21 protein-coding genes, 1 tRNA gene and 1 pseudogene are annotated in these 22,831 nt (G+C 71.9%); 18 read left to right on the forward strand and 5 right to left on the reverse strand.

Annotated features, from left to right (window positions below):
- Positions 1-340: 340 nt before the first annotated feature.
- From ACIQG9_RS03145 to ACIQG9_RS03155, 3 genes are all read left to right on the forward strand, one after another.
- On the forward strand, positions 341-2,143 hold the full coding sequence (locus ACIQG9_RS03145; RefSeq protein WP_400397931.1) for an ABC-F family ATP-binding cassette domain-containing protein: 1,803 nt from the start codon (positions 341-343) through the stop codon (positions 2,141-2,143).
- An 89-nt stretch (positions 2,144-2,232) separates the two neighbouring features.
- Positions 2,233-2,688, forward strand: coding sequence for a DUF4383 domain-containing protein (locus ACIQG9_RS03150; RefSeq protein WP_400397933.1), 456 nt, complete (start codon positions 2,233-2,235; stop codon positions 2,686-2,688).
- Between the two features lie 172 nt (positions 2,689-2,860).
- Positions 2,861-3,337 (forward strand): DUF4383 domain-containing protein, encoded by a 477-nt coding sequence (locus ACIQG9_RS03155; protein ID WP_400397934.1) that lies wholly within the window; start codon positions 2,861-2,863, stop codon positions 3,335-3,337.
- A 31-nt stretch (positions 3,338-3,368) separates the two neighbouring features.
- Here the strand turns inward: ACIQG9_RS03155 and ACIQG9_RS03160 are convergent, their stop codons facing one another.
- Together ACIQG9_RS03160 and ACIQG9_RS03165 are read right to left on the reverse strand one after the other, a co-directional pair.
- On the reverse strand, positions 3,369-4,061 hold the full coding sequence (locus ACIQG9_RS03160; RefSeq protein WP_400397935.1) for a TetR family transcriptional regulator: 693 nt from the start codon (positions 4,059-4,061) through the stop codon (positions 3,369-3,371).
- A gap of 113 nt (positions 4,062-4,174) precedes the next feature.
- Positions 4,175-5,134 carry an acyl-CoA desaturase gene (locus tag ACIQG9_RS03165; protein ID WP_400397937.1) on the reverse strand — a complete coding sequence of 320 codons (960 nt, stop codon included), beginning with the start codon at positions 5,132-5,134 and terminating at the stop codon, positions 4,175-4,177.
- A gap of 120 nt (positions 5,135-5,254) precedes the next feature.
- Between ACIQG9_RS03165 and ACIQG9_RS03170 the strand changes: the two genes are divergently transcribed.
- The 9 genes and pseudogenes from ACIQG9_RS03170 (at position 5,255) to cysN (ending at position 13,806) form a co-directional block, all read left to right on the forward strand.
- A complete protein-coding gene (locus ACIQG9_RS03170) occupies positions 5,255-6,085 on the forward strand; it encodes a resolvase (RefSeq protein WP_400397938.1) in 831 nt (276 codons plus the stop codon).
- A 46-nt stretch (positions 6,086-6,131) separates the two neighbouring features.
- Positions 6,132-6,203: transfer RNA gene (locus tag ACIQG9_RS03175), tRNA-Gln, on the forward strand.
- Between the two features lie 103 nt (positions 6,204-6,306).
- Positions 6,307-7,806 (forward strand): annotated as a pseudogene (gene glmU, locus ACIQG9_RS03180) (bifunctional UDP-N-acetylglucosamine diphosphorylase/glucosamine-1-phosphate N-acetyltransferase GlmU).
- Between the two features lie 91 nt (positions 7,807-7,897).
- Positions 7,898-8,878 (forward strand): ribose-phosphate diphosphokinase, encoded by a 981-nt coding sequence (locus ACIQG9_RS03185; protein ID WP_400397940.1) that lies wholly within the window; start codon positions 7,898-7,900, stop codon positions 8,876-8,878.
- 308 nt (positions 8,879-9,186) lie between these two features.
- The gene (locus ACIQG9_RS03190; protein WP_400397942.1) at positions 9,187-9,882 is read left to right on the forward strand and encodes a 50S ribosomal protein L25/general stress protein Ctc; all 696 of its coding nucleotides are present in this window, start codon (positions 9,187-9,189) and stop codon (positions 9,880-9,882) included.
- 99 nt (positions 9,883-9,981) lie between these two features.
- Entirely contained in the window at positions 9,982-10,572 is a 591-nt protein-coding gene (pth, locus tag ACIQG9_RS03195; protein ID WP_400397944.1) for an aminoacyl-tRNA hydrolase, read from the forward strand.
- A 117-nt stretch (positions 10,573-10,689) separates the two neighbouring features.
- The gene (locus tag ACIQG9_RS03200) at positions 10,690-11,505 is read left to right on the forward strand and encodes a 3'(2'),5'-bisphosphate nucleotidase CysQ (protein WP_400398773.1); all 816 of its coding nucleotides are present in this window, start codon (positions 10,690-10,692) and stop codon (positions 11,503-11,505) included.
- Between the two features lie 79 nt (positions 11,506-11,584).
- Complete coding sequence (gene cysD / locus ACIQG9_RS03205) at positions 11,585-12,499, forward strand: sulfate adenylyltransferase subunit CysD (protein WP_400397946.1); 915 nt, start codon at positions 11,585-11,587, stop codon at positions 12,497-12,499.
- Entirely contained in the window at positions 12,499-13,806 is a 1,308-nt protein-coding gene (cysN, locus tag ACIQG9_RS03210) for a sulfate adenylyltransferase subunit CysN (protein ID WP_400397948.1), read from the forward strand. The genes cysD and cysN overlap by 1 nt, the downstream gene beginning before the upstream one ends.
- Before the next feature lie 210 nt (positions 13,807-14,016).
- Here cysN and galK read toward each other — a convergent pair whose 3' ends face one another.
- Positions 14,017-15,174 (reverse strand): galactokinase, encoded by a 1,158-nt coding sequence (gene galK / locus ACIQG9_RS03215; RefSeq protein WP_400397950.1) that lies wholly within the window; start codon positions 15,172-15,174, stop codon positions 14,017-14,019.
- Positions 15,171-16,154 carry a UDP-glucose 4-epimerase GalE gene (galE, locus tag ACIQG9_RS03220; protein WP_400397952.1) on the reverse strand — a complete coding sequence of 328 codons (984 nt, stop codon included), beginning with the start codon at positions 16,152-16,154 and terminating at the stop codon, positions 15,171-15,173. The genes galK and galE overlap by 4 nt, the downstream gene beginning before the upstream one ends.
- A 174-nt stretch (positions 16,155-16,328) precedes the next feature.
- Here galE and ACIQG9_RS03225 point away from each other — a divergent pair, with 174 nt between their 5' ends.
- The 6 genes from ACIQG9_RS03225 to ACIQG9_RS03250 all read left to right on the forward strand — a co-directional run bounded on the left by ACIQG9_RS03225 (position 16,329) and on the right by ACIQG9_RS03250 (position 21,008).
- Positions 16,329-17,342 carry a hemolysin family protein gene (locus tag ACIQG9_RS03225; protein WP_400397954.1) on the forward strand — a complete coding sequence of 338 codons (1,014 nt, stop codon included), beginning with the start codon at positions 16,329-16,331 and terminating at the stop codon, positions 17,340-17,342.
- A gap of 33 nt (positions 17,343-17,375) precedes the next feature.
- Positions 17,376-18,401, forward strand: coding sequence for a tryptophan--tRNA ligase (trpS, locus tag ACIQG9_RS03230; RefSeq protein ID WP_400397956.1), 1,026 nt, complete (start codon positions 17,376-17,378; stop codon positions 18,399-18,401).
- A gap of 32 nt (positions 18,402-18,433) precedes the next feature.
- Positions 18,434-19,003 (forward strand): 2'-5' RNA ligase family protein, encoded by a 570-nt coding sequence (locus ACIQG9_RS03235; RefSeq protein WP_400397958.1) that lies wholly within the window; start codon positions 18,434-18,436, stop codon positions 19,001-19,003.
- A gap of 79 nt (positions 19,004-19,082) precedes the next feature.
- Positions 19,083-20,000, forward strand: a complete 918-nt coding sequence (locus ACIQG9_RS03240) for a YihY/virulence factor BrkB family protein (protein ID WP_400398774.1) — start codon at positions 19,083-19,085, stop codon at positions 19,998-20,000.
- Positions 20,000-20,368, forward strand: a complete 369-nt coding sequence (locus ACIQG9_RS03245) for a GntR family transcriptional regulator (RefSeq protein WP_400397960.1) — start codon at positions 20,000-20,002, stop codon at positions 20,366-20,368. Before ACIQG9_RS03240 ends, ACIQG9_RS03245 begins: the two co-directional genes overlap by 1 nt.
- 202 nt (positions 20,369-20,570) lie before the next feature.
- Positions 20,571-21,008 carry a hypothetical protein gene (locus ACIQG9_RS03250; protein WP_400397962.1) on the forward strand — a complete coding sequence of 146 codons (438 nt, stop codon included), beginning with the start codon at positions 20,571-20,573 and terminating at the stop codon, positions 21,006-21,008.
- A gap of 138 nt (positions 21,009-21,146) precedes the next feature.
- On the opposite strand, the gene ACIQG9_RS03255 is transcribed toward ACIQG9_RS03250, so the two are convergent.
- Positions 21,147-22,793: a glycoside hydrolase family 13 protein gene (locus tag ACIQG9_RS03255; protein ID WP_400397964.1), complete on the reverse strand. Its 1,647-nt coding sequence runs from the start codon at positions 22,791-22,793 to the stop codon at positions 21,147-21,149.
- Positions 22,794-22,831 lie beyond the last annotated feature (38 nt).

Below are 22,831 nucleotides of genomic sequence, written 5' to 3' on the forward strand. Positions count from 1 at the left end.
CCACCCCCCCCCCACTGGAGTTGATCAACCCGGCGGCCAGCCCCGAGCGGCGGCCGGCCCCGAGCGGCGGGCGGCCCCGAGCGGCGGCCAGCGCCGAGCGGCGGGCGGCCCCGAGCGGCGGCCAGCGCCGAGCGGCGGCCAGCCCCGAGCGGCGGGCGGCCCCGAGCGGCGGGCGGCCCCGAGCGGCGGCCAGCCCCGAGCGGCGGGCGGCCCCGAGCGGCGGCCAGCCCCGAGCGGCGGGCGGCGCGGCGCGGGGCGGCCGGGCGTCCGCGTACCCTTGCCTCAGGCGTCCCCAGGTGCCCGCCGGCACCGGGACGCCTTGATCATGGAAGGTGAGGTCGTGGCCAACATCGTCAACCTGGACCGGGTGTCCAAGGGGTACGGCGCCGCCGGGCCGCTGCTCACCGACGTCTCGCTCGGCCTCGACGACGCCGACCGGATCGGTGTGGTCGGCCTCAACGGCGCCGGCAAGTCCACCCTGCTGCGACTGCTCACCAAGCAGGAGGACCCCGACGACGGCCGAGTCACCCACCGCCGCGACCTGCGGGTGCTCTGGCTCCCGCAGAGCCTCACCCTCGCCCCCGAGGCCACCGTCCGGGACGTGGTGCTCGGCACCGCCTGGCTCGACCAGAGCATGGGCGCCGAGCACGAGTGGGCCGGCGACGCCGGCGTCCGGGCCATCCTCGACGGCCTCGGCATGCCGCACCTCGGCCTCGACCAGCCGGTCGGCCCGATGTCCGGCGGCGAGCGCCGCCGGGTGGCGCTGGCCGCGCTGCTGGTCCGCGAGTCCGACCTGCTCATCCTCGACGAGCCCACCAACCACCTCGACGTCGGCGGTGTCGACTGGCTGGCGAGACACCTGGTCGGCCGCAAGGGCGCGCTGGTCGTGGTCACCCACGACCGGTGGTTCCTCGACGCGGTCTGCACCACCACCTGGGAGGTCGCCGACCAGACCGTCCGGGCGTACGAGGGCGGCTTCGCCGCCTGGACCCTGGCCCGCGTCGAGCGGGAACGGGTCGCCGCCGCCACCGAGGCCCGCCGGCAGAACCTGCTCCGCAAGGAGATCGCCTGGCTGCGGCGCGGCCCGCCCGCCCGCACCTCCAAGCCCCGGTTCCGGATCGACGCGGCCAACGCCCTGATCGCCGACGTCCCACCGCCGCGCGACACCATGTCGCTGCAACGGATGGCCACCGCCCGGCTCGGCAAGCAGGTGTACGACCTGGAGCACGTCCGGCTGCACGCCGGGCCGAAGGAGATCCTGCACGACACCACCTGGCAGGTCGGCCCCGGCGACCGGATCGCCATCCTCGGCCGCAACGGCGCCGGCAAGACCACCCTGCTGCGGCTGCTGGCCGGCATCACCCGCGCCGATGGTGGCCGGTTCCACACCGGCTCCACCGTCAAACCGGCGTTCCTCTCCCAGGAACTCGCCGAACTCCCCGGCCACCTGCGGGTCCTGGAAGCCGTCGAGGAGGTCGCCCGCCGGGTGCAGCTCGGAGACCGGGAGATCTCCGCCGCCCAGCTCGCCGAGGTCTTCGGCTTCGACGACCGGCGGCTCTGGACCCCGGTCAGCGACCTCTCCGGCGGCGAGCGCCGCCGGCTCCAGATGCTCCGGCTGCTCGCCGGGGAACCCAACGTGCTCCTCTTCGACGAGCCCACCAACGACCTGGACACCGACACCCTCGCCGCGCTGGAGGACCTGCTCGACTCCTGGCCCGGCACGATCATCGTGGCCAGCCACGACCGGTACCTGATCGAACGGGTCACCGACACCGCGTACGGGATGTTCGGCGACGGCCGGCTGGTGCACCTGCCCGGCGGCGTCGACGAGTACCTGGCCCGCGCCGGTGGACCCGGCCCGGCCCGTACCGCGACCAGCCCCGCCGCCACGCCCGACGCCCCGGCCGGAACCGGGATGTCGGCGGCCGAGGCCCGGCAGGCCCGCAAGGAGCTGACCCGGCTGGAACGGCAGATCGGCAAGCTCGACCAGAAGGAGGCCACCCTCCTCGACCAGCTCGCCGCGCACGCCACCGACTACGCCAAGGTCGCCGAACTCGACGCACAGCTCAAGGAGGTCCGCGCCGAACGGGAACGGACCGAGGAGACCTGGCTGACCCTGGCCGACGAGATCCCGCCGCTCTGACCCGCACCGCCCCCCGTGTGCGGCGTCACATCCCGGCGTGCGGGACAATCGTCGGCGACCCTCACCCGAACGGCGTTGGAGACACAGTCATGGCCCACACCCCCGTCAACCACCCCGCGCGGCCGGTCTACCGGGCGATCGGCGGGCTCATCGGTCTGTACCTGGTGGTCTTCGGCGCGCTCGGCGCCATCGCCAGCGCCGGCAACGACTTCTTCGCCCAGGACGACACCAAGGTCCTCGGCCAGGGCACGAACCTCGGGTTCTCGCTGCTCTCCGTACTGCTCGGGGTCGTCATCCTGGCCGGCACCGCGATCGGCCGCAACCTCGACGTGGCGATCAACCAGTGGCTGTCCTACACCCTGATGGTGATCAGCCTGGCCGGTCTGGCCTTCATCCAGACCGACGCCAACATCGCCAACTTCAACATCATCACCGTGATCGTGCTGATGACGCTCAGCCTCGTCCTGCTGATGGTCGGCATGTACGGCAAGGTCGGCACCGACGAGGAGAAGGACGCCTGGCAGAAGGCTCGGCTGGTGCTCTGATCCCCGCTCCGGCGCACACCCCGCCCGGTCCCGCTCCGTCCGCCGCTCGCCGGCCGCCGGGGTGGGACCGCGTACTTTCCCGGGCGGTCACCGCGTGGCCTGGCGTTTCGCCGACGACAGGCGGCGGGGCGAGGGACAATCCTCCTGGAATGTCGTAGTCGGAGGAGGGGCCATGGCGCACTTTCCGGTGAACCACCCGGCGCGCCCGCTGTACCGGGTCTTCGCCGGGCTCGTCGGGGTCTACATCCTGCTCTTCGGCGTCTGGGGCGTCGCCGAGACCTGGGGCGACCCGCTCTTCGACCGGGGCAACCACTGGGTCCTCGGCCTCCGCACCAACCTCGGATTCTCGCTGGTCTCCGTGATCTTCGGGGTCGTCCTGATCATCGGGGCGTCCCGCCGTAGCAACCTCGGCCACCACATGAACCTCACCGCCGGGGTGGTCTTCATGGTCACCGGCGTCGCCATGATGTGCGTGCTCCAGACCAGCGCCAACTTCCTCAACTTCTCCATGTCGACGGTGATCGTCTCGCTGCTCTTCGGGCTGCTGCTGCTCGCCACCGGCCTCTACGACAAGATCGGCACCGACGAGCACGCCGAACGGGAGAAGGCCAACCGGCGTCACCCGGTCAGCGAGGCCGGCACCCGCTGACCCCGGGCCGGCGAACCCCGCCAGCCCACGCTCAGGACCGCTTGCGGGCGGTGATCAGCCCCGGCTTGGCCTCCAGGTGGGACAACCCGTTCCAGGCCAGGTTCACCAGGTGCGCCGCCACCGTCTCCTTGCGCGGCCGACGCACCTCCAACCACCACCGGCCGGTCAACGCCACCATCCCGACCAGCGCCTGCGAGTACAGCTCGGCCAGCTTCGGGTCGTACCCCCGGCTGGAGAACTCGGCCGCCAGGATGTGCTCCACCTGGTGCCCCACGTCGTTCATCACGCTGCTGAAGTTGCCGGTCGCCGACATCAGCGGCGACTCCCGCACCAGCACCCGGAACCCGCTGGTCTCCTCCTCGATGTAGCCCAGCAGGGCCAGCGCCGCCTGCTCCAGCAACTCCCGTGGATGACCGGCGGTCAGCGCGGTGGTGATCCGGTCCAGCAGGGCCCGCACCTCGCGGTCCACGACCACCGCGTACAGGCCCTCCTTGCCGCCGAAGTGCTCGTAGACCACCGGCTTGGAGACCCGCGCCCGGGCCGCCACCTCCTCGATCGAGGTCGCGTCGAAGCCCTTCTCGGCGAAGACCTGCCGGCCGATCGCGATCAACTGCTCGCGCCGCTGGGCCGCCGACATCCGGACCCGGACCGCCGGCTTGGTGCCCGCCGCCGGCACCGCCCGCCGCCGCGCACCCGTGCTCTCCCCGCCGGGGGCCTGAGTCATGTCGTCACCTCGCCGGCGTTCGGTGACGCCCTGTCGTGGAATGCTCCTGCCGTGCCCGCCTGTCTCGGTCACCCGGCCATACTGCCAGGTAGCCTGCGCGGGCACCGCAGGGTTCAGTCCCCGCCCGGCTCCCTCGCCAGCTTCACCGCCATCCGCTCCGGCTTCGGCCACCGGACGTCGCGGGCCGCGCCGACCCGCTCCAACAGCCAGATCACCCGGGCCGAGACGTCCCACTGACCGCGCAGCACCCCGTGCCGGGCGCTCGTCGGCTCGGCGTGGTGCAGGTTGTGCCAGCTCTCCCCGAACGACAGCAGCGCCAGCGGCCAGAAGTTGGCCGCCCGGTCGCCCTGCCGCATCGCGAACGGCCGCTCACCGTAGACGTGGCAGACCGAGTTGATCGCCCAGGTCACATGGTGCAACAGGGCGATGCGGACCAGACCACCCCAGAACAGCGCGGTCAGCGCGCCCGACCAGGACCAGCTCAGCAGGCCGCCCATCAGCGCCGGGCCGAACAGCGAACCGGCCACGATCAGCGGGAAGAGCCGATCCACCCGCCGGGTGTCCGGGTCGGCGAGCAGGTCCGGCGCGAAGCGCTCCCGATTGGACAGTTCCCGGCCGAAGAGCCAGCCCAGGTGCGCGTGGAACAGCCCCTTGACCAGCCCGTGGACGCTCTCGCCGTACCGCCAGGGGGAGTGCGGGTCGCCGTCGAGGTCGGCGAAGGCATGGTGTCGCCGATGATCGGCCACCCACTGGATGAGCTCGCCCTGCACCGCGAACGCCCCGGCCACCGCCAGCGCCACCCGGACCGGGCGCGGGGCCTTGAACGAGCCATGGGTGAAGTACCGGTGGTAGCCGACCGTGATGCCCAGCCCGGAGACCACGTACCAGACACCCGCCACGACCACGTCGGTGCCGCCCAGCCAGCCACCCCAGGCCACCGGTACGGCGGCGATCAGGGCCAGGAACGGAATCACCACGAACGCCCAGAGGGCGACCAGAATTCCCGTCGTCTGCGGACCCTGGGTGAGTGGCTTCGGGCCGGTGGCGCCGGGTTCCAGCAGGGCGGTCGACATGGCACCTCACAGAGGGGAGGAATGCTTACGACACCGTAACTTACGGGCGGTCCCCGGCAGAGTGAACACTCGCGACCATGAATGAATGGAATGTCATACGGGCGTCTTAACGTGCCGGTCATGACCGATCCGACGGCCGACGAGGTGCGCCGGCTGCGCACCGAGGAAGCGCTCTCCGTCCGCCAGATCCAGGCCCGCACCGGCCTCGGCCGCAACCGGGTGTACGCGCTGCTGCGCGGGGTCCCGCCGCCCGAGTGGACCCGGCGGCCGACCGCCAAGGACGGGCTGCGCGCGGAGGCGGTGGCGCTGCGCGGACAGGGCTGCTCGGTCAACGACATCGCCACCCGGCTCGGGGTGGCGAAGTCGACCGCCTACCTCTGGGTGAAGCACCTGCCGCTCGACCCGGACGACGAGGTGGCCGAGCGGCGCCGGGCCCACGCGCAGGTCATGGCGGACGGCCGGTGGGCGACCCACCGCATGACGCGCGACGCCGCGCAGGCGGAGGCGAGGGCCCACATGCGGGATGTGGTGGGTCCGCTGACCGACCGGGACGTGCTGGTGCTCGGTGCGGCCATCTACTGGTGCGAGGGCACCAAGTCCAAGCCGTGGCGACGCCAGGACCACGTGCAGTTCGTCAACAGCGACGCCCGCCTGCTGCGGTTGTTCGTCCGCTTCCTGGAGACCTGCGGTGTCGATCGCAGCATGCCGACCTACCGGGTGAGCATCCACGAGTCGGCGGACGCCGCTGCCGCCGAGCACTGGTGGGCCGAGGCTCTCGACCTGCCGAGGGTCCGTTTCCGGCGGGCGACGCTGAAGCGCCATCGACCGACGACCCGCTACAACACCGGGGAGGACTATCACGGGTGTCTGGTGATCGACGTGCCGCGAAGCCGGGAGCTGTACTGGAAGATCGAGGGTCTCGTCGCCGGGTTCACCCAGGAGATCACGTAGGGGTGGGGGGTGTGAGAGGGAAGCGCTAAGCTGTCTTGCGTCACATTCGGCCGTGGTGTAATTGGCAACACCCGGGTCTTTGGTACCCGTGTTTCAGGTTCGAACCCTGGCGGCCGAGCCTTGCTTTTGCGTTCTCCACCAACGGGGTATGGGGCGAAGTGCCCGTACAGTCTGGTTAGCATGGCGGCGAGACTGTCGCCTTCCCGACGGGAGCCCACGTCGTGTCCCAGCCCCACCTCCGTACCGTCGTCGTGCTCGCCGCCGGGGAGGGCAAGCGGATGAAGTCGACGCTGCCCAAGGTGCTGCACCCGCTGCTCGGCCGTACGCTGCTCGGCCACGTGCTGGCCGCGGCCGGTCCGCTCGGCGCGGACCGCACCGTGGTGGTGGTCGGGCACGGCGCCGAGCAGGTCCGCACCCACCTGGCCGAGATCGCCCCGGGCGCCACCCCGGTCCTGCAGGCCGAGCAGCTCGGCACCGGGCACGCCGTGCGGATCGCGCTGGACGCGGTCGCCGAGTCGTCCGGCACGGTCGTGGTGATCAACGGTGACGTGCCGCTGCTGCGCGCCGAGACGGTAGCCGCGCTGGTCGCGGCGCACGAGGGCGAGGCCGCGGCGGCCACGGTGCTCGCCGCCGAGGTGCCCGATCCGACCGGCCTGGGCCGGATCGTGCGGGGCGCCGACGGGCGGCTGGAGCAGATCGTCGAGGAGCGGGACGCCACCCCGGCGCAGCGCGCGCTGCGGGAGATCAACGCCGGCATCTACGCCTTCGACGTGGCCCGGCTGCGGGCCGCGCTGGGCAAGCTCTCCACCGACAACGACCAGGGCGAGGAGTACCTCACCGACGTGTTCGGGCTGCTCGTCTCGGCCGGTGAGCCGGTGGGCGTGCACGTGGCCTCCGACCACGTCGAGACGCTGGGCTGCAACGACCGGGTGGAGCTGTCCGGGCTGCGCCGGCTGCTGCGGGACCGGGTCAACGAGGCGTGGATGCGTACCGGGGTGACGATCCTGGACCCGGACACCACCTGGATCGACGTGACCGCCACCGTCGAGCGGGACGCGGTGATCGACCAGAACACCCAGTTGCGTGGCGACACGGTGGTGGCCGCCGAGGCGGTGGTCGGGCCGGACGTCACGTTGATCGACACGGTGGTCGGTGCGGCGGCGACCGTGCTGCGCAGCCACGCGGTGGGCGCCGAGGTCGGTCCGGGGGCCAGCGTCGGTCCGTACGCGTACCTGCGTCCGGCGGCGAAGCTGGCCGAGAAGGCGAAGGTGGGCACCTTCGTCGAGGTGAAGAACTCCGAGATCGGCGCGGGTGCGAAGGTGCCGCACCTGTCGTACGTGGGGGACGCGACGATCGGCGCGAAGGCGAACATCGGCGCGGCGACGATCTTCGTGAACTACGACGGGGTGAACAAGCACCGCACGGTCGTCGGGGAGGCCGCTTTCGTCGGCTGCGACACCTGCCTGATCGCGCCGGTCGAGGTGGGCGCGGGGGCGTACGTGGCGGCGGGCAGTGCGATCACCCAGGACGTGCCGGCGGGGGCGCTGGGGGTGACCCGGGCGGCGCAGCGCAACCTTGAGGGCTGGGTGTTCCGCAGCCGGTCGGGCACGGTGTCCGCGCAGGCCGCCGAGCGGGCCCGGGAGGCCGGGGAGGGTGCGTCGGAGGGGTAGTGGCCGGCAAGCGAAGGTGAGGCAATCCACGGGGGTGCCGAGACCGTGTGAGGGTCGCCGGGGGCAGGGGATACTGCAACCGAATAGTCCCCGGCCCCACACCGCCGCCGGGAACCACCGACCAACGGGAGCAGACGGGCCCATGGGCAGCATCGTCGCCGAAAACCGCAAGAGCCTGATGCTCTTTTCCGGACGTGGCTTTCCGGAGTTGGCCAAGGAGATCGGTGAGGTGCTCGGCGTCGCGCCGACGCCTTCCGACGCGTACGAGTTCGCCAACGGCGAGATCTTCGTACGGTTCAGGGACTCCGTACGTGGTTCGGACGCCTTCGTGGTGCAGTCCGTGACGCACGGGGTCAACACCTGGGTCATGGAGACCCTGATCATGATCGACGCGTTGAAGCGTGGTTCGGCCAAGCGGATCACCGTGGTCCTGCCGTTCTACCCGTACTCGCGGCAGGACAAGAAGCACCGGGGCCGGGAGCCGATCTCGGCCCGGCTGGTGGCCGACCTGCTCAAGACCGCCGGGGCGAACCGGATCCTCACGGTCGACCTGCACACCGCGCAGATCCAGGGCTTCTTCGACGGCCCGGTGGACCACCTCTTCGCGATGGACATCCTGGCCGAGTACGTGGAGCACAAGTACGCCGGTCGGCCGATGACCGTGGTGGCCCCGGACTCCGGTCGGGTCCGGGTGGCGGAGCGGTGGACCGACCGCCTGGGCGGCTGCCCGCTGGCGTTCATCCACAAGACCCGGGATCCGCTCAAGCCCAACCAGGTGGTGGCGAACCGGGTGGTCGGCGAGGTCGAGGGTCGGGTCTGCCTGATCGTCGACGACATGATCGACACCGGTGGCACGATCACCAAGGCGGCGGACATCCTGAAGGAGTCCGGTGCGGCGGAGATCGTGGTGGCCTCCACCCACGCCCTGCTCTCCGACCCGGCGACGGAGCGGCTGAAGAACAGCCCGATCAGCGAGGTCGTGGTGACCAACACGCTGCCGCTTCCGCCGGAGAAGCAGCTCGACAAGCTCACCGTGCTGTCGATCGCGCCGCTGCTGGCGCGGGCGATCCGCGAGGTCTTCGACGACGGCTCGGTGACCACCCTCTTCGGTGGGCTGAGCTGACCCGTTGACTGCTGGCCGGGGCGTGTGTGCGGGCGTCCCGGCCGGGCGGATCGGGCTTCTCCGGTCGTGCTGCGGGCGGGCCGCGCCGATGATATGGGGACTGCCGGAAACCTCGGATTCTTCTCGGGTAGACTGGTGCGGTTGCCACGGCGAGGGTGCCCGGCGGGCCGCTGAAGAGCGCCGCACGGAGGCACCGTCATCGACGCGGTGCTCCGGGCAGTCGTTCATGACGCATGAGCCCCAGCGAGCCCCTCGCCCCAGCACCGCAAGTCGACAAGCCGCCGCAGCGAAGCATCAGGAGTTCTCCCGTGTCCGAGGTAAAGATCAGCGCCGAGCCCCGTACCGAGTTCGGCAAGGGTGGTGCCCGTCGTACCCGCCGGGCCGGCAAGGTGCCCGCCGTGCTGTACGGCCACGGCGAGAAGCCGAAGCACATCGCGCTGCCCGCCCGCGAGTTCGCCGCCGCGATCCGCAAGGGTGGCGCCAACCAGCTCTTCGCGATCGAGGTCAGTGACGGCACCCAGGTGCTGGCGCTGCCGAAGGCGATCCAGCGTGACCCGATCCGGGACAGCTTCGAGCACGTGGACCTGCTGCTGGTCCGCCGGGGCGAGAAGGTCACCGTCGAGGTTCCGGTCCAGCTCACCGGTGAGGCCGCCCGGGACACCCTGATCGTGCACGACCACGACACCCTCTCGGTGACCGCCGACGCCACCAACGTGCCGGATCACCTGGAGGCGTCGATCGAGGGTCTGGAGGCCGGCAGCCAGGTCACCGCCGCCGACGTCGAGCTGCCCTCGGGCGTCGAGCTGGTCGCCGACGCGGACCAGACGGTCGCCTCGGTGACCGCCGCCCCGACCGCCGAGCAGCTTGAGGCGACCCTCCCCGAGATCGAGACCCCGGAGGAGGCGGCCGAGGAGGCCGCCGCCGAGGGCGAGGAGACCGCCGAGGGTGGCGAGGCTCCGGCTGCCGAGGGCGAGGAGAACACCGAGGCGAAGACCGAGGCCTGATCGGTCGGATCGTTTCACGGCAGGCGCTCCCGCTCGGGGGCGCCTGCCGTCGTATCGGGACCCGGGTGGCGCGGGCGCGGCGAGCAGGAGGTACGGGACGTGACGGACGAGACGGGGCCGTGGCTGGTGGCCGGCCTGGGCAATCCGGGTCGGGAGTACGCCGGGAACCGGCACAACGTCGGCTTCATGGTCGCCGACCTGTTGGCCGGCCGGCTGGGCGCGAACTTCGGCCGCTACAAGCGGGTGGTGGCGGACGTCGCCGAGGGGCGGCTCGGTTTCGGCGGGCCGAAGCTGGTGCTGCTGAAGCCGATGACGTACATGAACCTCTCGGGCGGGCCGGTGGCCGCGCTGGCGCAGTTCCACAAGATCTCCGCCGACCGGGTGATCGCCGTGCACGACGAGCTGGACATCCCGTACGGGCAGGTGCGGGTCAAGCTGGGTGGCGGCGAGGGCGGGCACAACGGGCTGCGGTCGATGTCGAAGTCGCTGGGGACGAAGGACTACGTCCGGGTGCGGTTCGGTATCGGTCGGCCGCCGGGGCGGCAGGATCCGGCGGACTACGTGTTGTCGGATTTCGGTGCCGCCGAGCGCAAGGAGTTGGCGTTTCTGGTGGACCGGGCCGCTGATGTCGTCGAGTCGGTGGTCACCAAGGGTGTCGAGCCGACCCAGAACGCGTATCACGGGGGCTGAGCAGCGGGCGTGCTGGACAGGCGCGACCGGCATGCAGGTAGTCTGCGCCTTCTGGCGTGGCGCGACCCGGGCGGGCCGTGGCGAGGCGACGGGAGCGAGTACGTGGGCAGTCCACCGATGATCGACGGCGCGTTCGCCCGCTGGTTGGCGGGTCGGGCCGGGCATGCGCTGCTGGAGTTGCGGTCCGAGTTGGGGTTCGCGGACGCCGGGGCGTTGAAGTCGGCCGGTGACAAGGTCTCGCACGACCTGATCCGTACCGAGTTGGCGAAGTGGCGGCCCGGCGACGCCGTCCTCTCCGAGGAGGACGAGGGTTCGCGGCTGGCCTGGGCGGCGGAGCTGGACGCCGGGGCGGTGTCCCGGATGACGGCGGACCGGGTGTGGATCATCGACCCGTTGGACGGCACCCGGGAGTTCGCCGAGGAGGGCCGTGCGGACTGGGCGGTGCACGTGGCGCTCTGGGCGCGGAACGCGCCGACGCCGCACGGCCTGGTGGCGGGGGCGGTGGGGTTGCCGGCGCAGCACCGGGTGCTGGGCACGGACTACCCGCCGGCGTACCCGCCGATGACGCTGGAGGCGGCCACCTCGGGTGGTCGTACGGTGCGGTTGGCGGCGAGCCGGAGTCGGCCGCCGGCGTTCCTGACCGACCTGGCCGAGGAGGTGGGTGCGGAGTTGGTGCCGATGGGTTCGGCGGGGGCGAAGATCGCGGCGGTGGTGACCGGTGAGGTGGACGCGTACATCCACGCGGGCGGCCAGTACGAGTGGGACTCGGCCGCGCCGATCGCTGTGGCGACGGCCACCGGCCTGCATGCTTCCCGGATCGACGGTTCTGCGCTGAGATACAACGAGGCGGACCCGCGCCTGCCGGACCTGCTGGTCTGCCGCAAGGATCTCGCCAGCCGGTTGCTTGCAGCGCTGCAGAGGCATTCCGGGTAGCCTGAGCGCTTATTTTTGAGTTGTCCGACCGGAAAGGTCTGGAATCCATGAGCGGATCCGCGCCGATCGAGGCCCTGTCATGACCGCCCCCGCCCGCTTCTACCAGGTCTCCCACCTCGACGCCCTGGAGGCGGAGAGCATCTTCGTGATGCGTGAGGTGGTCGCGGAGATGGAGCGGCCGGTGCTGCTGTTCTCCGGTGGTAAGGACTCGATCGTGATGCTCCGATTGGCGCAGAAGGCGTTTGCTCCGGCTGGTATCCCGTTTCCGGTGATGCATGTGGATACGGGGCACAACTTTCCGGAGGTGTTGGAGTATCGGGATCGGCGGGTGGCGGAGTTGGGCCTGCATCTGATCGTGGCGAGTGTGCCGGAGGCGTTGGCGCGGGGTGTGGTGCGGGAGTCCGGTGATGGGATGCGGAATCGGATTCAGACGCCGGTGTTGTTGGATGCGGTGGAGAAGCATCGGTTTGACGCGTTGTTCGGTGGGGCGCGGCGGGATGAGGAGAAGGCGCGGGCGAAGGAGCGGGTGTTCTCGTTTCGGGATGAGTTCGGGCAGTGGGATCCGAAGAGTCAGCGGCCGGAGTTGTGGGCGTTGTACAACGGTCGGCATCATCCGGGTGAGTCGATTCGGGTGTTTCCGTTGTCGAACTGGACCGAGTTGGATGTGTGGCACTACATCGCGCGGGAGCGGATTCCGTTGCCGTCGATCTATTTCGCGCATGAGCGTGAGGTGGTCGAGCGGGACGGGATGGTGTACGCGGTAAACGAGTTCTTCCGGCCGCGGGTGGGTGAGGAGCGGTTCAAGACTCGGGTGCGGTACCGGACGGTGGGGGACGCGTCGTGTACGGCGGCGGTCCGGTCGGATGCGGACTCGGTGGAGAAGGTGATCGAGGAGGTGGCCGCGACGCGGGTCACCGAGCGGGGTGCGACCCGGGGTGACGATCGGGTCAGTGAGGCCGCGATGGAGGACCGTAAGCGGGAGGGCTACTTCTGATGGGCATCGAGACCCTGGCTCCGGCAGGTGGTGCGGTGGGTGAGTCGCGGCCGATGGATCTGTTGCGGTTCGCCACGGCGGGGAGCGTGGACGACGGTAAGTCGACGCTGATCGGCCGGTTGTTGTATGACACGAAGTCGTTGTTCACCGATCAACTCGCCGCGGTGGAGGCGGTCAGCGCGGCCCGGGGTGACGAGTACACGAACCTGGCGTTGCTGACCGATGGTCTGCGGGCGGAACGGGAACAGGGCATCACCATCGACGTGGCCTACCGGTACTTCGCCACGCCACGGCGGAAGTTCATCATCGCCGACACCCCCGGGCACATCCAGTACACCCGGAACATGGTGACCGGCGCGTCGACGGCGGACCTGGCGTTGATCCTGGTCGACGCCCGTAAGGGCCTGGTGGAACAGTCCCGCCGGCACGCGTTCCTGTGTTCACTGCTGCGGGTGCCGCACCTGGTGCTGTGCGTCAACAAGATGGACCTGGTCGACTACTCCCACCAGGTGTTCGAGACCATCGCCGACGAGTTCACCGCGTTCGCGGCGAAACTCGACGCACCGGACCTGACCGTGGTGCCGATCTCCGCGTTGAAGGGCGACAACATCGTCACCCGGTCGGAGAACATGCCCTGGTACGACGGACCCTCATTGCTACACCACCTGGAACGGGTCCACATCGCCTCCGACCGTAACCTCGTCGACGTCCGGTTCCCCGTGCAGTACGTCATCCGCCCCCAGTCGACCACCATCACCGACTACCGCGGCTACGCCGGCCAGGTCGCCTCCGGCGTCCTCAAACCCGGCGACGAGATCATGGCCCTCCCCTCCGGCTTCACCAGCCGCATCTCCCACATCGACACCGCAGACGGCCCCGTCGACGAAGCCTTCCCACCGATGTCCGTCACCGTCCGACTGACCGACGAGATCGACATCTCCCGCGGCGACCTGATCTGCCGACCCAACAACGCCCCCGCCGTGTCCCAGGACATCGAAGCGATGATCTGCTGGATGGACGAAACCCGACCCCTGCACCTCGGCGGCAAATACACCATCAAACACACCACCCGCACCGCCCGCGCCATCATCCGCAACATCCACTACCGCCTCGACATCAACACCCTCCACCGCGACGACACCGCCACCGAACTACGACTCAACGACATCGGCCGCATCCGACTCCGCACCACCATCCCCCTCCTCGCCGACGAATACCGACGCAACCGCACCACCGGCGGATTCATCATCATCGACGACACCACCAACCGCACCGTCGCCGCCGGCATGATCGTCGACACCGCCTGACCCCTGCGGCCATGCCGGCCTGTGCCGGCTCGTGCCAGGTTGGCATGATCACGCTCGATCAATGATGTAGTGGCCTCCCGTCGCGGTGAGGCCACTACATCCATGTTCGAGCACGATCATGGGGCGGGTCGGCGCCCGAGCGCCCGGGGTTCGCCGAAGCGCGCGCAGCGGTCGAGGGTGGGTGGCGCAGCGCCCCGTCGGGCGGCGTGGTCAGCCGAGGCGGGTGGTGCCGGCGGCGGGGAGGACCGTGTGGTGGCCGGGGGCGGCGAAGCCGCGCCCGGCGTACGCCTCGGTGACGGCGTGGGCCACGTCGTCGGCGGCGGTCGCCTCGACCAGGGCGAGGACGCAGCCGCCGAAGCCGCCGCCGGTCATCCGGGCACCGAGCGCGCCGGCCGCGAGCGCCGCCTCGACCGCGGTGTCGATCTCCGGCACGGTGATCTCGAAGTCGTCGCGCATGGAGGCGTGCGAGGCGGTCAGCAGGGGCCCGATCTCGGGTACCCGGCCGGTGCGCAGCAGCGCGACGATGTCCAGTACCCGCTGGTTCTCGGTGACCACGTGCCGGACCCGGCGGCGGGTCTGGTCGTCGGGCAGCCGGCTCAGCGTGTCGCCGAGGTCGGCTACCGCCACGTCCCGCAGGGCGGGCACCCCGAGCAGGCCGGCGGCCTTTTCGCAGGCGGCGCGGCGGGAGGCGTACTCGCCGTCGGCGTGCCGGTGCGGGGCCCGGCTGTCGACGACCAGCATCGCCAGGCCGGCGGCGTCCAGGTCGAAGGGGATGTGTTCGACGGACTCGTCGCGGCAGTCCAGGAAGAGCGCGTGGCCGGCCCGGCAGCGGATCGCCGCCGACTGGTCCATGATCCCGGTCGGGGCGCCGACGTAGGCGTTCTCGGCCCGCTGGGCCAGCCGGGGCTGCCGCTCGGTGGGCAGGTCCAGCCCGCCCAGGTCGACCAGGGCGGTGAGCACCGCCGCCTCCAGGGCGGCCGAGGAGGACAGCCCGGCGCCGAGCGGCACGTCGGAGGCGATGGCCAGGCGGGCGCCGGGGACGGCGTACCCGGCGTCGCGCAGCGCCCAGACCACCCCCGCGACGTACCCGCCCCAGCCGGTGACCCGGCCGGGGGTGTCCGCCTCGGCCGCGCCGAACTCGGCCCGCCGGCCGGAGACCTCCGACCAGACCGTCCAGCGGTCGGTGGGCTGCGGGACGGCGGCGACCACGGTACGCAGCGGCAGGGCGAAGGGCAGCACGAAGCCGTCGTTGTAGTCGGTGTGCTCGCCGATCAGGTTGACCCGCCCGGGGGCCGCCCAGCGTCCGGCCGGCGACACGCCGTACGTGGTGCGGAAGCCGGCGGTGGCGCGGTCCGCCACGTGGGTCACGGCCGCTCCAGGATGTGCGTGCGGTAGAAGGCCCAGGCGTCGCCCACCATGTCGGGCAGGGTGTGCTTCTCGGGCACCCAGCCCAGCTCCTGCCGGGCCAGGGCCGAGGAGGCGACCAGTTCGGCCGGGTCGCCCTCGCGGCGTGGTGCGACCTCGACCGGCAGCGGGCGGCCGGTGACCTCGCGGACCACGTCGACCACCTGCCGGTTGGTGAAGCCGTTGCCGTTGCCCAGGTTGTAGATGCGGTGCCGGCCCGGCACGGCGGCGGTGAGCGCCAGCAGGTGGGCCCGGGCCAGGTCCTCGACGTGGACGTAGTCGCGCACGCAGGTGCCGTCGACGGTGGGGTAGTCGTCGCCGAAGAGTTGCAGCTTCTCCCGCCGGCCGGCGGCGACGTCCAGCGCGATCGGGATGAGGTGGGTCTCCGGGTCGTGCCGTTCGCCGATCGCGACGCCGTCGCGCAGGTACGCCCCGGCGACGTTGAAGTAGCGCAGCGAGACGGCGGCCAGGTCGTGCGCGATCGCCTCGGAGGTGAGCGCCATGTCGACGGCGAGCTTGGTGGCGCCGTACGTGTTGGTGGGGGCCTTGACGGCGGTCTCCGGGATGGGCAGCTCGACCGGGTTGCCGTAGACGGCGGCGGTGGAGGAGAAGACCAGGCGCGGCACCCGGGCGGCCCGGACGGCGTCGATCAGCGCGATCGAGCTGACCGTGTTGGCGTGCCAGTACAGCTCGGGTCGGATCATCGACTCACCGGCGGCGATCAGCGCGGCGAGGTGCAGCACCCCGTCGAAGCCGGCGTCCGGGGTGAGCACCCGGGCGGCCTCGTGCACCGGCAGGTCGACGTGGGTGGCCTCGGGGGCCAGCGCCGCCCGGTGCCCGGTGCGCAGGTCGTCCAGGACGGTCACCTGGTGGCCGGTGTCGAGCAGCATCCGGGTCACCACGCTGCCGATGAAGCCGGCGCCGCCGGTGACGAGCAGTTTCACGTCGGGTCCTCCTGACTGGCCGCTCCCGCCGCGGCCGTTCGTGATCACCCTACGACCGCCGGCTGTGCCCAGGCTCCACGTCACACCCGGCCATCATTCCACCATGAACCTACGCGACTGAACAGATCCGAACATCGGCCGCTCGCGGTGGCGGACGGCCCTACCATCACTTCCATGCGGGAGGCGGGCGGTCCCGGGCTCCGGAGGCGTGCGCCGGGGCGGCCCCGCCGCGTACCCGGGCCGGTGGCCCGCAGTGTCGCCCGGCTGGTCGTCCGGGCCGCCGACGGGGCCACCCGGCTCGTCACCGACCTGCTCGGGGCCAGTCCCGCCGCCGGTCGGGAACGGATCAGCGAGGACGAGCTGCGCGACCTGGTGGCCGCCAACACCGTCCTCGACCCGGACGAGCGGCGGATCATCGACGAGGTGCTGGTCGCCGGGGCGAGCCTGGTCCGCGAGGTGATGATGCCCCGCACCGAGGTGGTCTTCCTCGCCGCCGGGCTCACCCTCGCCGAGGCCGAACGGCTGGTGCGCGCCGACCCGCACACCCGTTACCCGGTCGTCGACGGCACCCACGACGACGTGGTCGGCTTCGTCCACCTGCGCGACGTGCTGCTCCGCCCCGACCTCGACCCGGGCACCACGGTGGGCCGGCTGACCCGGGAGGTGAAGCGGCTGCCCGGCAGCAAACGGGTGCTCGCCGCGCTGACCGAGATGCGCCGCGAGGGCCACCACCTGGCCGTGGTGGTCGACGAGTACGGCGGCACCGCCGGCATCGTCACCTGCGAGGACCTGATCGAGGAGCTGGTCGGGGAGATCCACGACGAGCACGCCGGCCCGCCCGAGCCGGTGCACGCCGGCCTGCCCGCCGTGGTGGACGGCCGACTCAACCTCGCCGACTTCGCCGAACGGACCGGCGTGCCGCTCCCCGCCGGGCCGTACGAGACCGTCGGCGGGTACCTGATGGCGGCGCTCGGCCGGCTCCCGGTGCCCGGCGACGAGGTCCCCGTCTCGTCGGTCGACGCCCCGCAACCGCCCGACCCGGGCGGCGGTTGGCTGCTGCGGGTGCTCGCCCTGGAGGGTCGCCGGGTGTCCCGGGTCGCGGTCTCCGCGGCACGCCTGCCCGAGCAGCGGCGCGAGGTCACCGCCCCGGTGGGCCCGGCGGCGAGCCGACCCGCCGGCCCGTCATGACGTACGCCGGGTGTTGCTGACAGAATTGCCGCCATGTCCGACGTTCCCGCCCGCCCCCGCGTCTTCTCCGGCATCCAGCCGACGGCCGACTCGTTCCACCTCGGCAACTACCTGGGCGCGGTACGGCACTGGGTGGCGTTGCAGGACACCCACGACGCGTTCTACTGCGTGGTCGACCTGCACGCGATCACCGCCGGGCACGACCCGAAGGTGCTCAGGCAGCGTTCCCGGGTGGCCGCCGCCCAGCTCTTCGCGGTGGGCATCGACCCGGAACGCAGCACCCTGTTCGTCCAGTCGCAGGTGCCCGAGCACTCGCAGCTGGCCTGGGTGCTGGGCTGCATCACCGGCTTCGGTGAGGCCAGCCGGATGACCCAGTTCAAGGACAAGTCGCAGAAGCAGGGCAGCGACCGGTCCAGCGTGGGCCTGTTCACGTACCCGATCCTGCAGGCCGCCGACATCCTGCTCTACCAGGCCAACGCGGTGCCCGTCGGCGAGGACCAGCGCCAGCACCTGGAGCTCTCCCGGGACCTGGCCCAGCGGTTCAACTCGCTGTTCGGGCCGACCTTCACCGTGCCCGCCCCGCACATCGTCAAGGACACCGCGAAGATCACCGACCTACAGGAACCGACGGCCAAGATGTCGAAGTCGTCCTCCTCGCCGGCCGGCATCATCGACCTGCTGGAAGATCCGGCCCGGTCGGCCAAGAAGATCCGTTCGGCGGTCACCGACACCGGCCGGGAGATCGTCTTCGACACCGAGACCAAGCCCGGAATCTCCAACCTGCTGACCATCCACTCGGCGCTGTCCGGCCGGAGCATCGACGAGCTGGTGGCCGCGTACGCGGGCCGGGGCTACGGCGACCTCAAGAAGGACCTCGCCGAGGTGGTCCGCGAGTTCGTCACCCCGATCCAGGAGCGCACCCGGGCCTACCTCGACGACCCGGCCCAGCTCGACAAGCTGCTCGCCGCCGGCGCGGAGAAGGCCCGCGCGGTCGCCGCGCCGACGCTGCGGGCGGCGTACGAGCGGGTCGGGTTCTTCCCGCCGGTCCGTTTCGAGTAGCGGTCCCGGGTCTGCGGGTACGGGTCAAGTCGATGGCCGGAGGGGTGGCGCGGAGCGTGGATCGCAGGGGCGGGGCACCGGTGGCCGGCGACACCATCCAGATCGGGATCGCGGTGGACATCCCCGAGCCGTGGGGCGAGCTGCTCACCCGGCGCCGGGTGCAGGCGGGTGACCCGCAGGTCGTCCCGGCGCACGTGACCCTCCTCGGGCCCACCGAGATCCCGGTGGCCGTGCTGCCCACGGTCGAGGAGCACCTGGCCACGGTCGCCGCCGCCCACCTGCCGTTCACCCTGCACCTGCGGGGCACCGGCACGTTCCGGCCGGTGACCCAGGTGGTCTTCGTCGCGGTGGCGGCCGGGATCAGCGAGTGTGAGCTGCTCGCCGCCGCCATCAACGCCGCTCCCGAGCTGTACCGGGAGGCCCGGTTCCCGTACCACCCGCACGTCACCGTGGCCCAGGACGTCGCCCCCGAGGCGCTGGACCGGGTGTACGAGGATCTCGCCGACTTCTCGGCGATGTTCGAGGTGGGGGCGTTCACCCTGTTCTCGCACAGCGGTCAGACCCGGTGGCAGCCGCGCCGGGACTTCCGGCTCGGCGGCTGACCACCCGGCCGGCGGGCGGTTTGGCCGTCGCCGGCGACGACAGATCGGCGAGGATGACGTGGTGGACGCGTGGGGCCGGCTGACGGCCGGCATCGACCGCCGGTTCACCGTGGCCCGGCACCGGTGGCCCCGGCTCGACCACCTCTGGCGGGCGGCGGACCTGTACAGCAACGTGCTGGGCGGGCGGCTGGCCGCCGCGATCGCCTACTACGGTTTCTTCGCCGTCTTCGCGCTGGCCCTGGTCGCGTACTCGGTCTTCGGGGCGATCCTGGAGGACAACGACGACGTCAGCGCGGCGGCGGCCGGGTTCCTGCGGGAGAACCTGCCCTTCCTCGACCCGCAGCAGATCGCCCGGAGCAGCAACGCGGTCGGCGTGGTGGGTCTGGTCATCCTGGTCTTCACCGGGATCGGCTGGGTGGAGGCGATCCGGTCGTCGCAGCGGCTGATGTACGGCTTCAACCAGCAGCCGGGCAACCTGGTGGTCCGGCGGCTGGTGGACCTGGGCGTGCTGCTGCTGGTCTTCGTCATGCTCGGCGTCTCGGTGGCGGCCGTGGACGCGCTGGAGTCGGTGCTGCGGTTCCTGCTGCGGGCGACCGGCTCGGTCGGCCTGACCACGATCAGCGCCGTGCTGAGCGTGCTGGTCAACGCGGTGCTGGCGACCGCGCTGCTGGTCGCGGTGCCCCGGCTGCGGATGAGCCGGCGGCGGCTGCGGCCGGTGGTGCTGCTGGTCGCGGTCGGGATCACGCTGCTCAACACCGTCGGGCGGTACTACATCATGCGGACCGAGCGGAATCCGGCGTACACGGTGGTGGCCGGCGCGGTGGCGGTGCTGCTCTACCTGTACGTGCTCAACCAGTTGGTGCTCTTCGGTGCCGCGCTCGCCGCCACCAGCCGGCACGGGCGGGTGGTCGACCTCTCCGAGGGGGCCGTGATGAGGCAGGTCAACGTCGAGGTCGACGAGGAGACCGACCCGGGTACGCCGGGAGGGGCGGGCTGATGCCGGTCGAGATCGATCCGGGCTCGGCGGTGCCCCCGTACGAGCAGGTGCGCCGGCAGCTCGCCGCGATGATCGGCGACGGGCGGCTGCCGGTGGGCACCCGGCTGGCCCCGGTACGGCAGTTCGCCGTCGAGGTGGGGCTGGCGGTGAACACGGTGGCCCGCGCCTACCGGGAGCTGGAGTCGGCCGGGCTGCTGGAGACCCGGGGCCGGCACGGCACCTACGTCGCCCCGGGCCACGACGACGCGGCGGACCGGTTGCAGCGGGCGGCGACCCGCTACGCCGACGAGGCGGTCCGGCTGGGCGTTCCACCGGAGCGTGCGCTGGTCGTGGTCCGTGCCGCCCTGGACGTCGCGCGACCGGGCTGACCGCACGGGCGGGGCCGGACCGGCGGGTTGACCGGGTGGCCGGCGCACGGGCGGGGCTGCCGGGCTGGGCCGCACGGGCGGGGCTGCCGGGCTGGGCCGCACGGGCGGGGCTGCCGGGTGGGCGGAGGACGGGCAGCCGGAGAAAAGATGAAAGCGGGCAAATGCTGCCCGGGGCTCCGGTTGGAGCGACCATGATGAGCCGGTGGGCGCACTCGTGACGCTGGACCTGCCGGACGACTCGCCGATCCTCGGCCTGCCGTGGGTCATCACGTTCGGCCCGCTCGGCGGCCCGGCGGAGTGGGAGCCGGTGGTCTGCGGGCCGTACGAGCGCCCGCACGCGCTGGCCCTGGCCGAGGCGGTGGTCGCCGAGGAGCAACTGGTGGCCGTGGTCGAGCCGTTGCTGCCGGCGCTGTCCGCCGACGAGGTCCGGGGGGAGATCGCCGCCGCGCAGCTCGCCGCCGAGGACGAGACGGCCCGGATCGAGGAGGCCGACCTCTACGGCGACTTCGAGGACACCGTCGACGAGGAGTCGGAGCTGGCCGCCGGGCAGGAGCCGGCGGTGGAGCCGCTGCCCGAGCCGACCGAGGCGGAACTGCGGGCGGGCTTCGGCCGGATCGCCGAGCTGCTGCGCGGCCGGTGACGGTACCCAGGTGGACACCGGCGCCCCGGGAGGCGGACCTCCCGAGGCGCCGGCGTCACCTCACCCCCCACCACAAGGGGTCGACAGCCCGGTCGCCCGTCGGCGCGGGGCACAACGGACGACCAGGTCAATGGCGGGTTACCCGGCGCAGCGCCGTTCGAACCACGCAGCCGCGTCCACCGGCAGGACGTGTCCGGCGTCCTGCTCGGTGAGGTCCTCGCTGGCCACGACCGGCCGGCCGTGACCGTCGATCCGGACGGGGGCGCCGCTGAGGTTGACCACGCAGGTCAACACGGCGTCGTCCAGCGAGCGGTGGAAGGCCAGCACGCCGGGCTCGGTCTCCAACCAGACCACCGGGCCGGCGGTGGCCGCCAGGGCGGGGTGCTCGTGCCGGATCCGCAGCGCCGCGCGGTACAGCTCCAGCGTCGAGCCGGGCACGCCGGCCTGGGCGGCCACCGACAGGGCCCGCCAGGTCGCCGGGGCCGGCAGCCAGCTCAGTTCGCTGCCGTCCGGGCCGAAGCCGTACGGGGCCAGCTCGCCGCTCCACGGGATCGGCACCCGACAGCCGTCCCGGCTCTCCCCGGTACGCAGGAAGGACGGGTCCTGGCGCAGCTCGTCGGGCAGGTCCAGCACCTCGGGCAGGCCCAGCTCCTCGCCCTGGTAGACGTAGGCGCAGCCGGGCAGGGCCAGCATCAGCAGAGCGGCGGCCCGGGCCCGGCGCAGGCCGACCGTGCCGTCGCCGTAGCGGGTGACGTGCCGCTGCCGGTCGTGGTTGGACAGCACCCAGGTGGTCGGGGCGCCGACGATGGACGACTCGGCGAGCGCGGTGTCGATCACCTTGCGGAACGAGTCGGCGGACCAGGTGGCGTCGAGGAAGTCGAAGCTGAACGCCTGGTGCAGCTCGTCCGGGCCGATGTAGCGGGCCAGCCGCTGCGGGGTCTCCGCCCACGCCTCGGCCACCGCCATCCGTCCGCCCGGGTAGCTGTCCAGGATGGGCCGCCAGGTGCGGTAGATGTCGTGCACCTCGTCCTGGTCGAAGTAGGGCAGCCGGCCCTTGCCGAGCAGCTCCGACTGGCGCCGGCCGGTGGTCATCGAGTTGAAGCCGACGTCCGGCAGCCCCTCGGCCTTGATCATGCCGTGTGCCACGTCGATCCGGAACCCGTCCACGCCCCGGTCGAGCCAGAAGCGCAGCACGTCCTCGAACTCGGCGCGGACCTCGGGGTGCCGCCAGTTCAGGTCCGGCTGGGCCGGGTCGAACAGGTGCAGGTACCACTGGCCGTCCGGCACCCGGGTCCAGGCCGGGCCGCCGAAGATGCTCTCCCAGTCGTTCGGCGGCAACTCGCCGTGCGCGCCCTGGCCGTCGGCGAAGAGGTACCGCTCGCGCTCCGGGGAGCCGGGGGCGGTGGCGAGCGCGGCGGCGAACCAGGGGTGCCGGCTGGAGGTGTGGTTCGGCACCAGGTCGACGATGATCCGCAGGCCGAGCGCGTGCGCGTCGGTGATCATCGCGTCGAAGTCGGCGAGGTCGCCGAAGAGCGGGTCCACGTCCCGGTAGTCGGCGACGTCGTACCCCGCGTCGATCTGCGGCGAGGTGTAGAAGGGGGTCAGCCAGAGCGCGTCCACGCCGAGGTCGCGCAGGTACGGCAGCCGCTGCCGGATGCCCTGGAGGTCACCGACACCGTCGCCGTTGGCGTCGGCGAAGCTGCGGACGTACACCTGGTAGACGACCGCGGAGCGCCACCAGTCGTCGTCGGAGGTCAGCGGCGTGGGGTTGGTGGCGGCGGTCATCGGTGACGATCCCCGTTCTGTGGCGCGGGACGGCGGTG

The sequence above is a fragment of the Micromonospora sp. NPDC092111 genome (assembly GCF_044755745.1).
Classification (GTDB): domain Bacteria; phylum Actinomycetota; class Actinomycetes; order Mycobacteriales; family Micromonosporaceae; genus Micromonospora.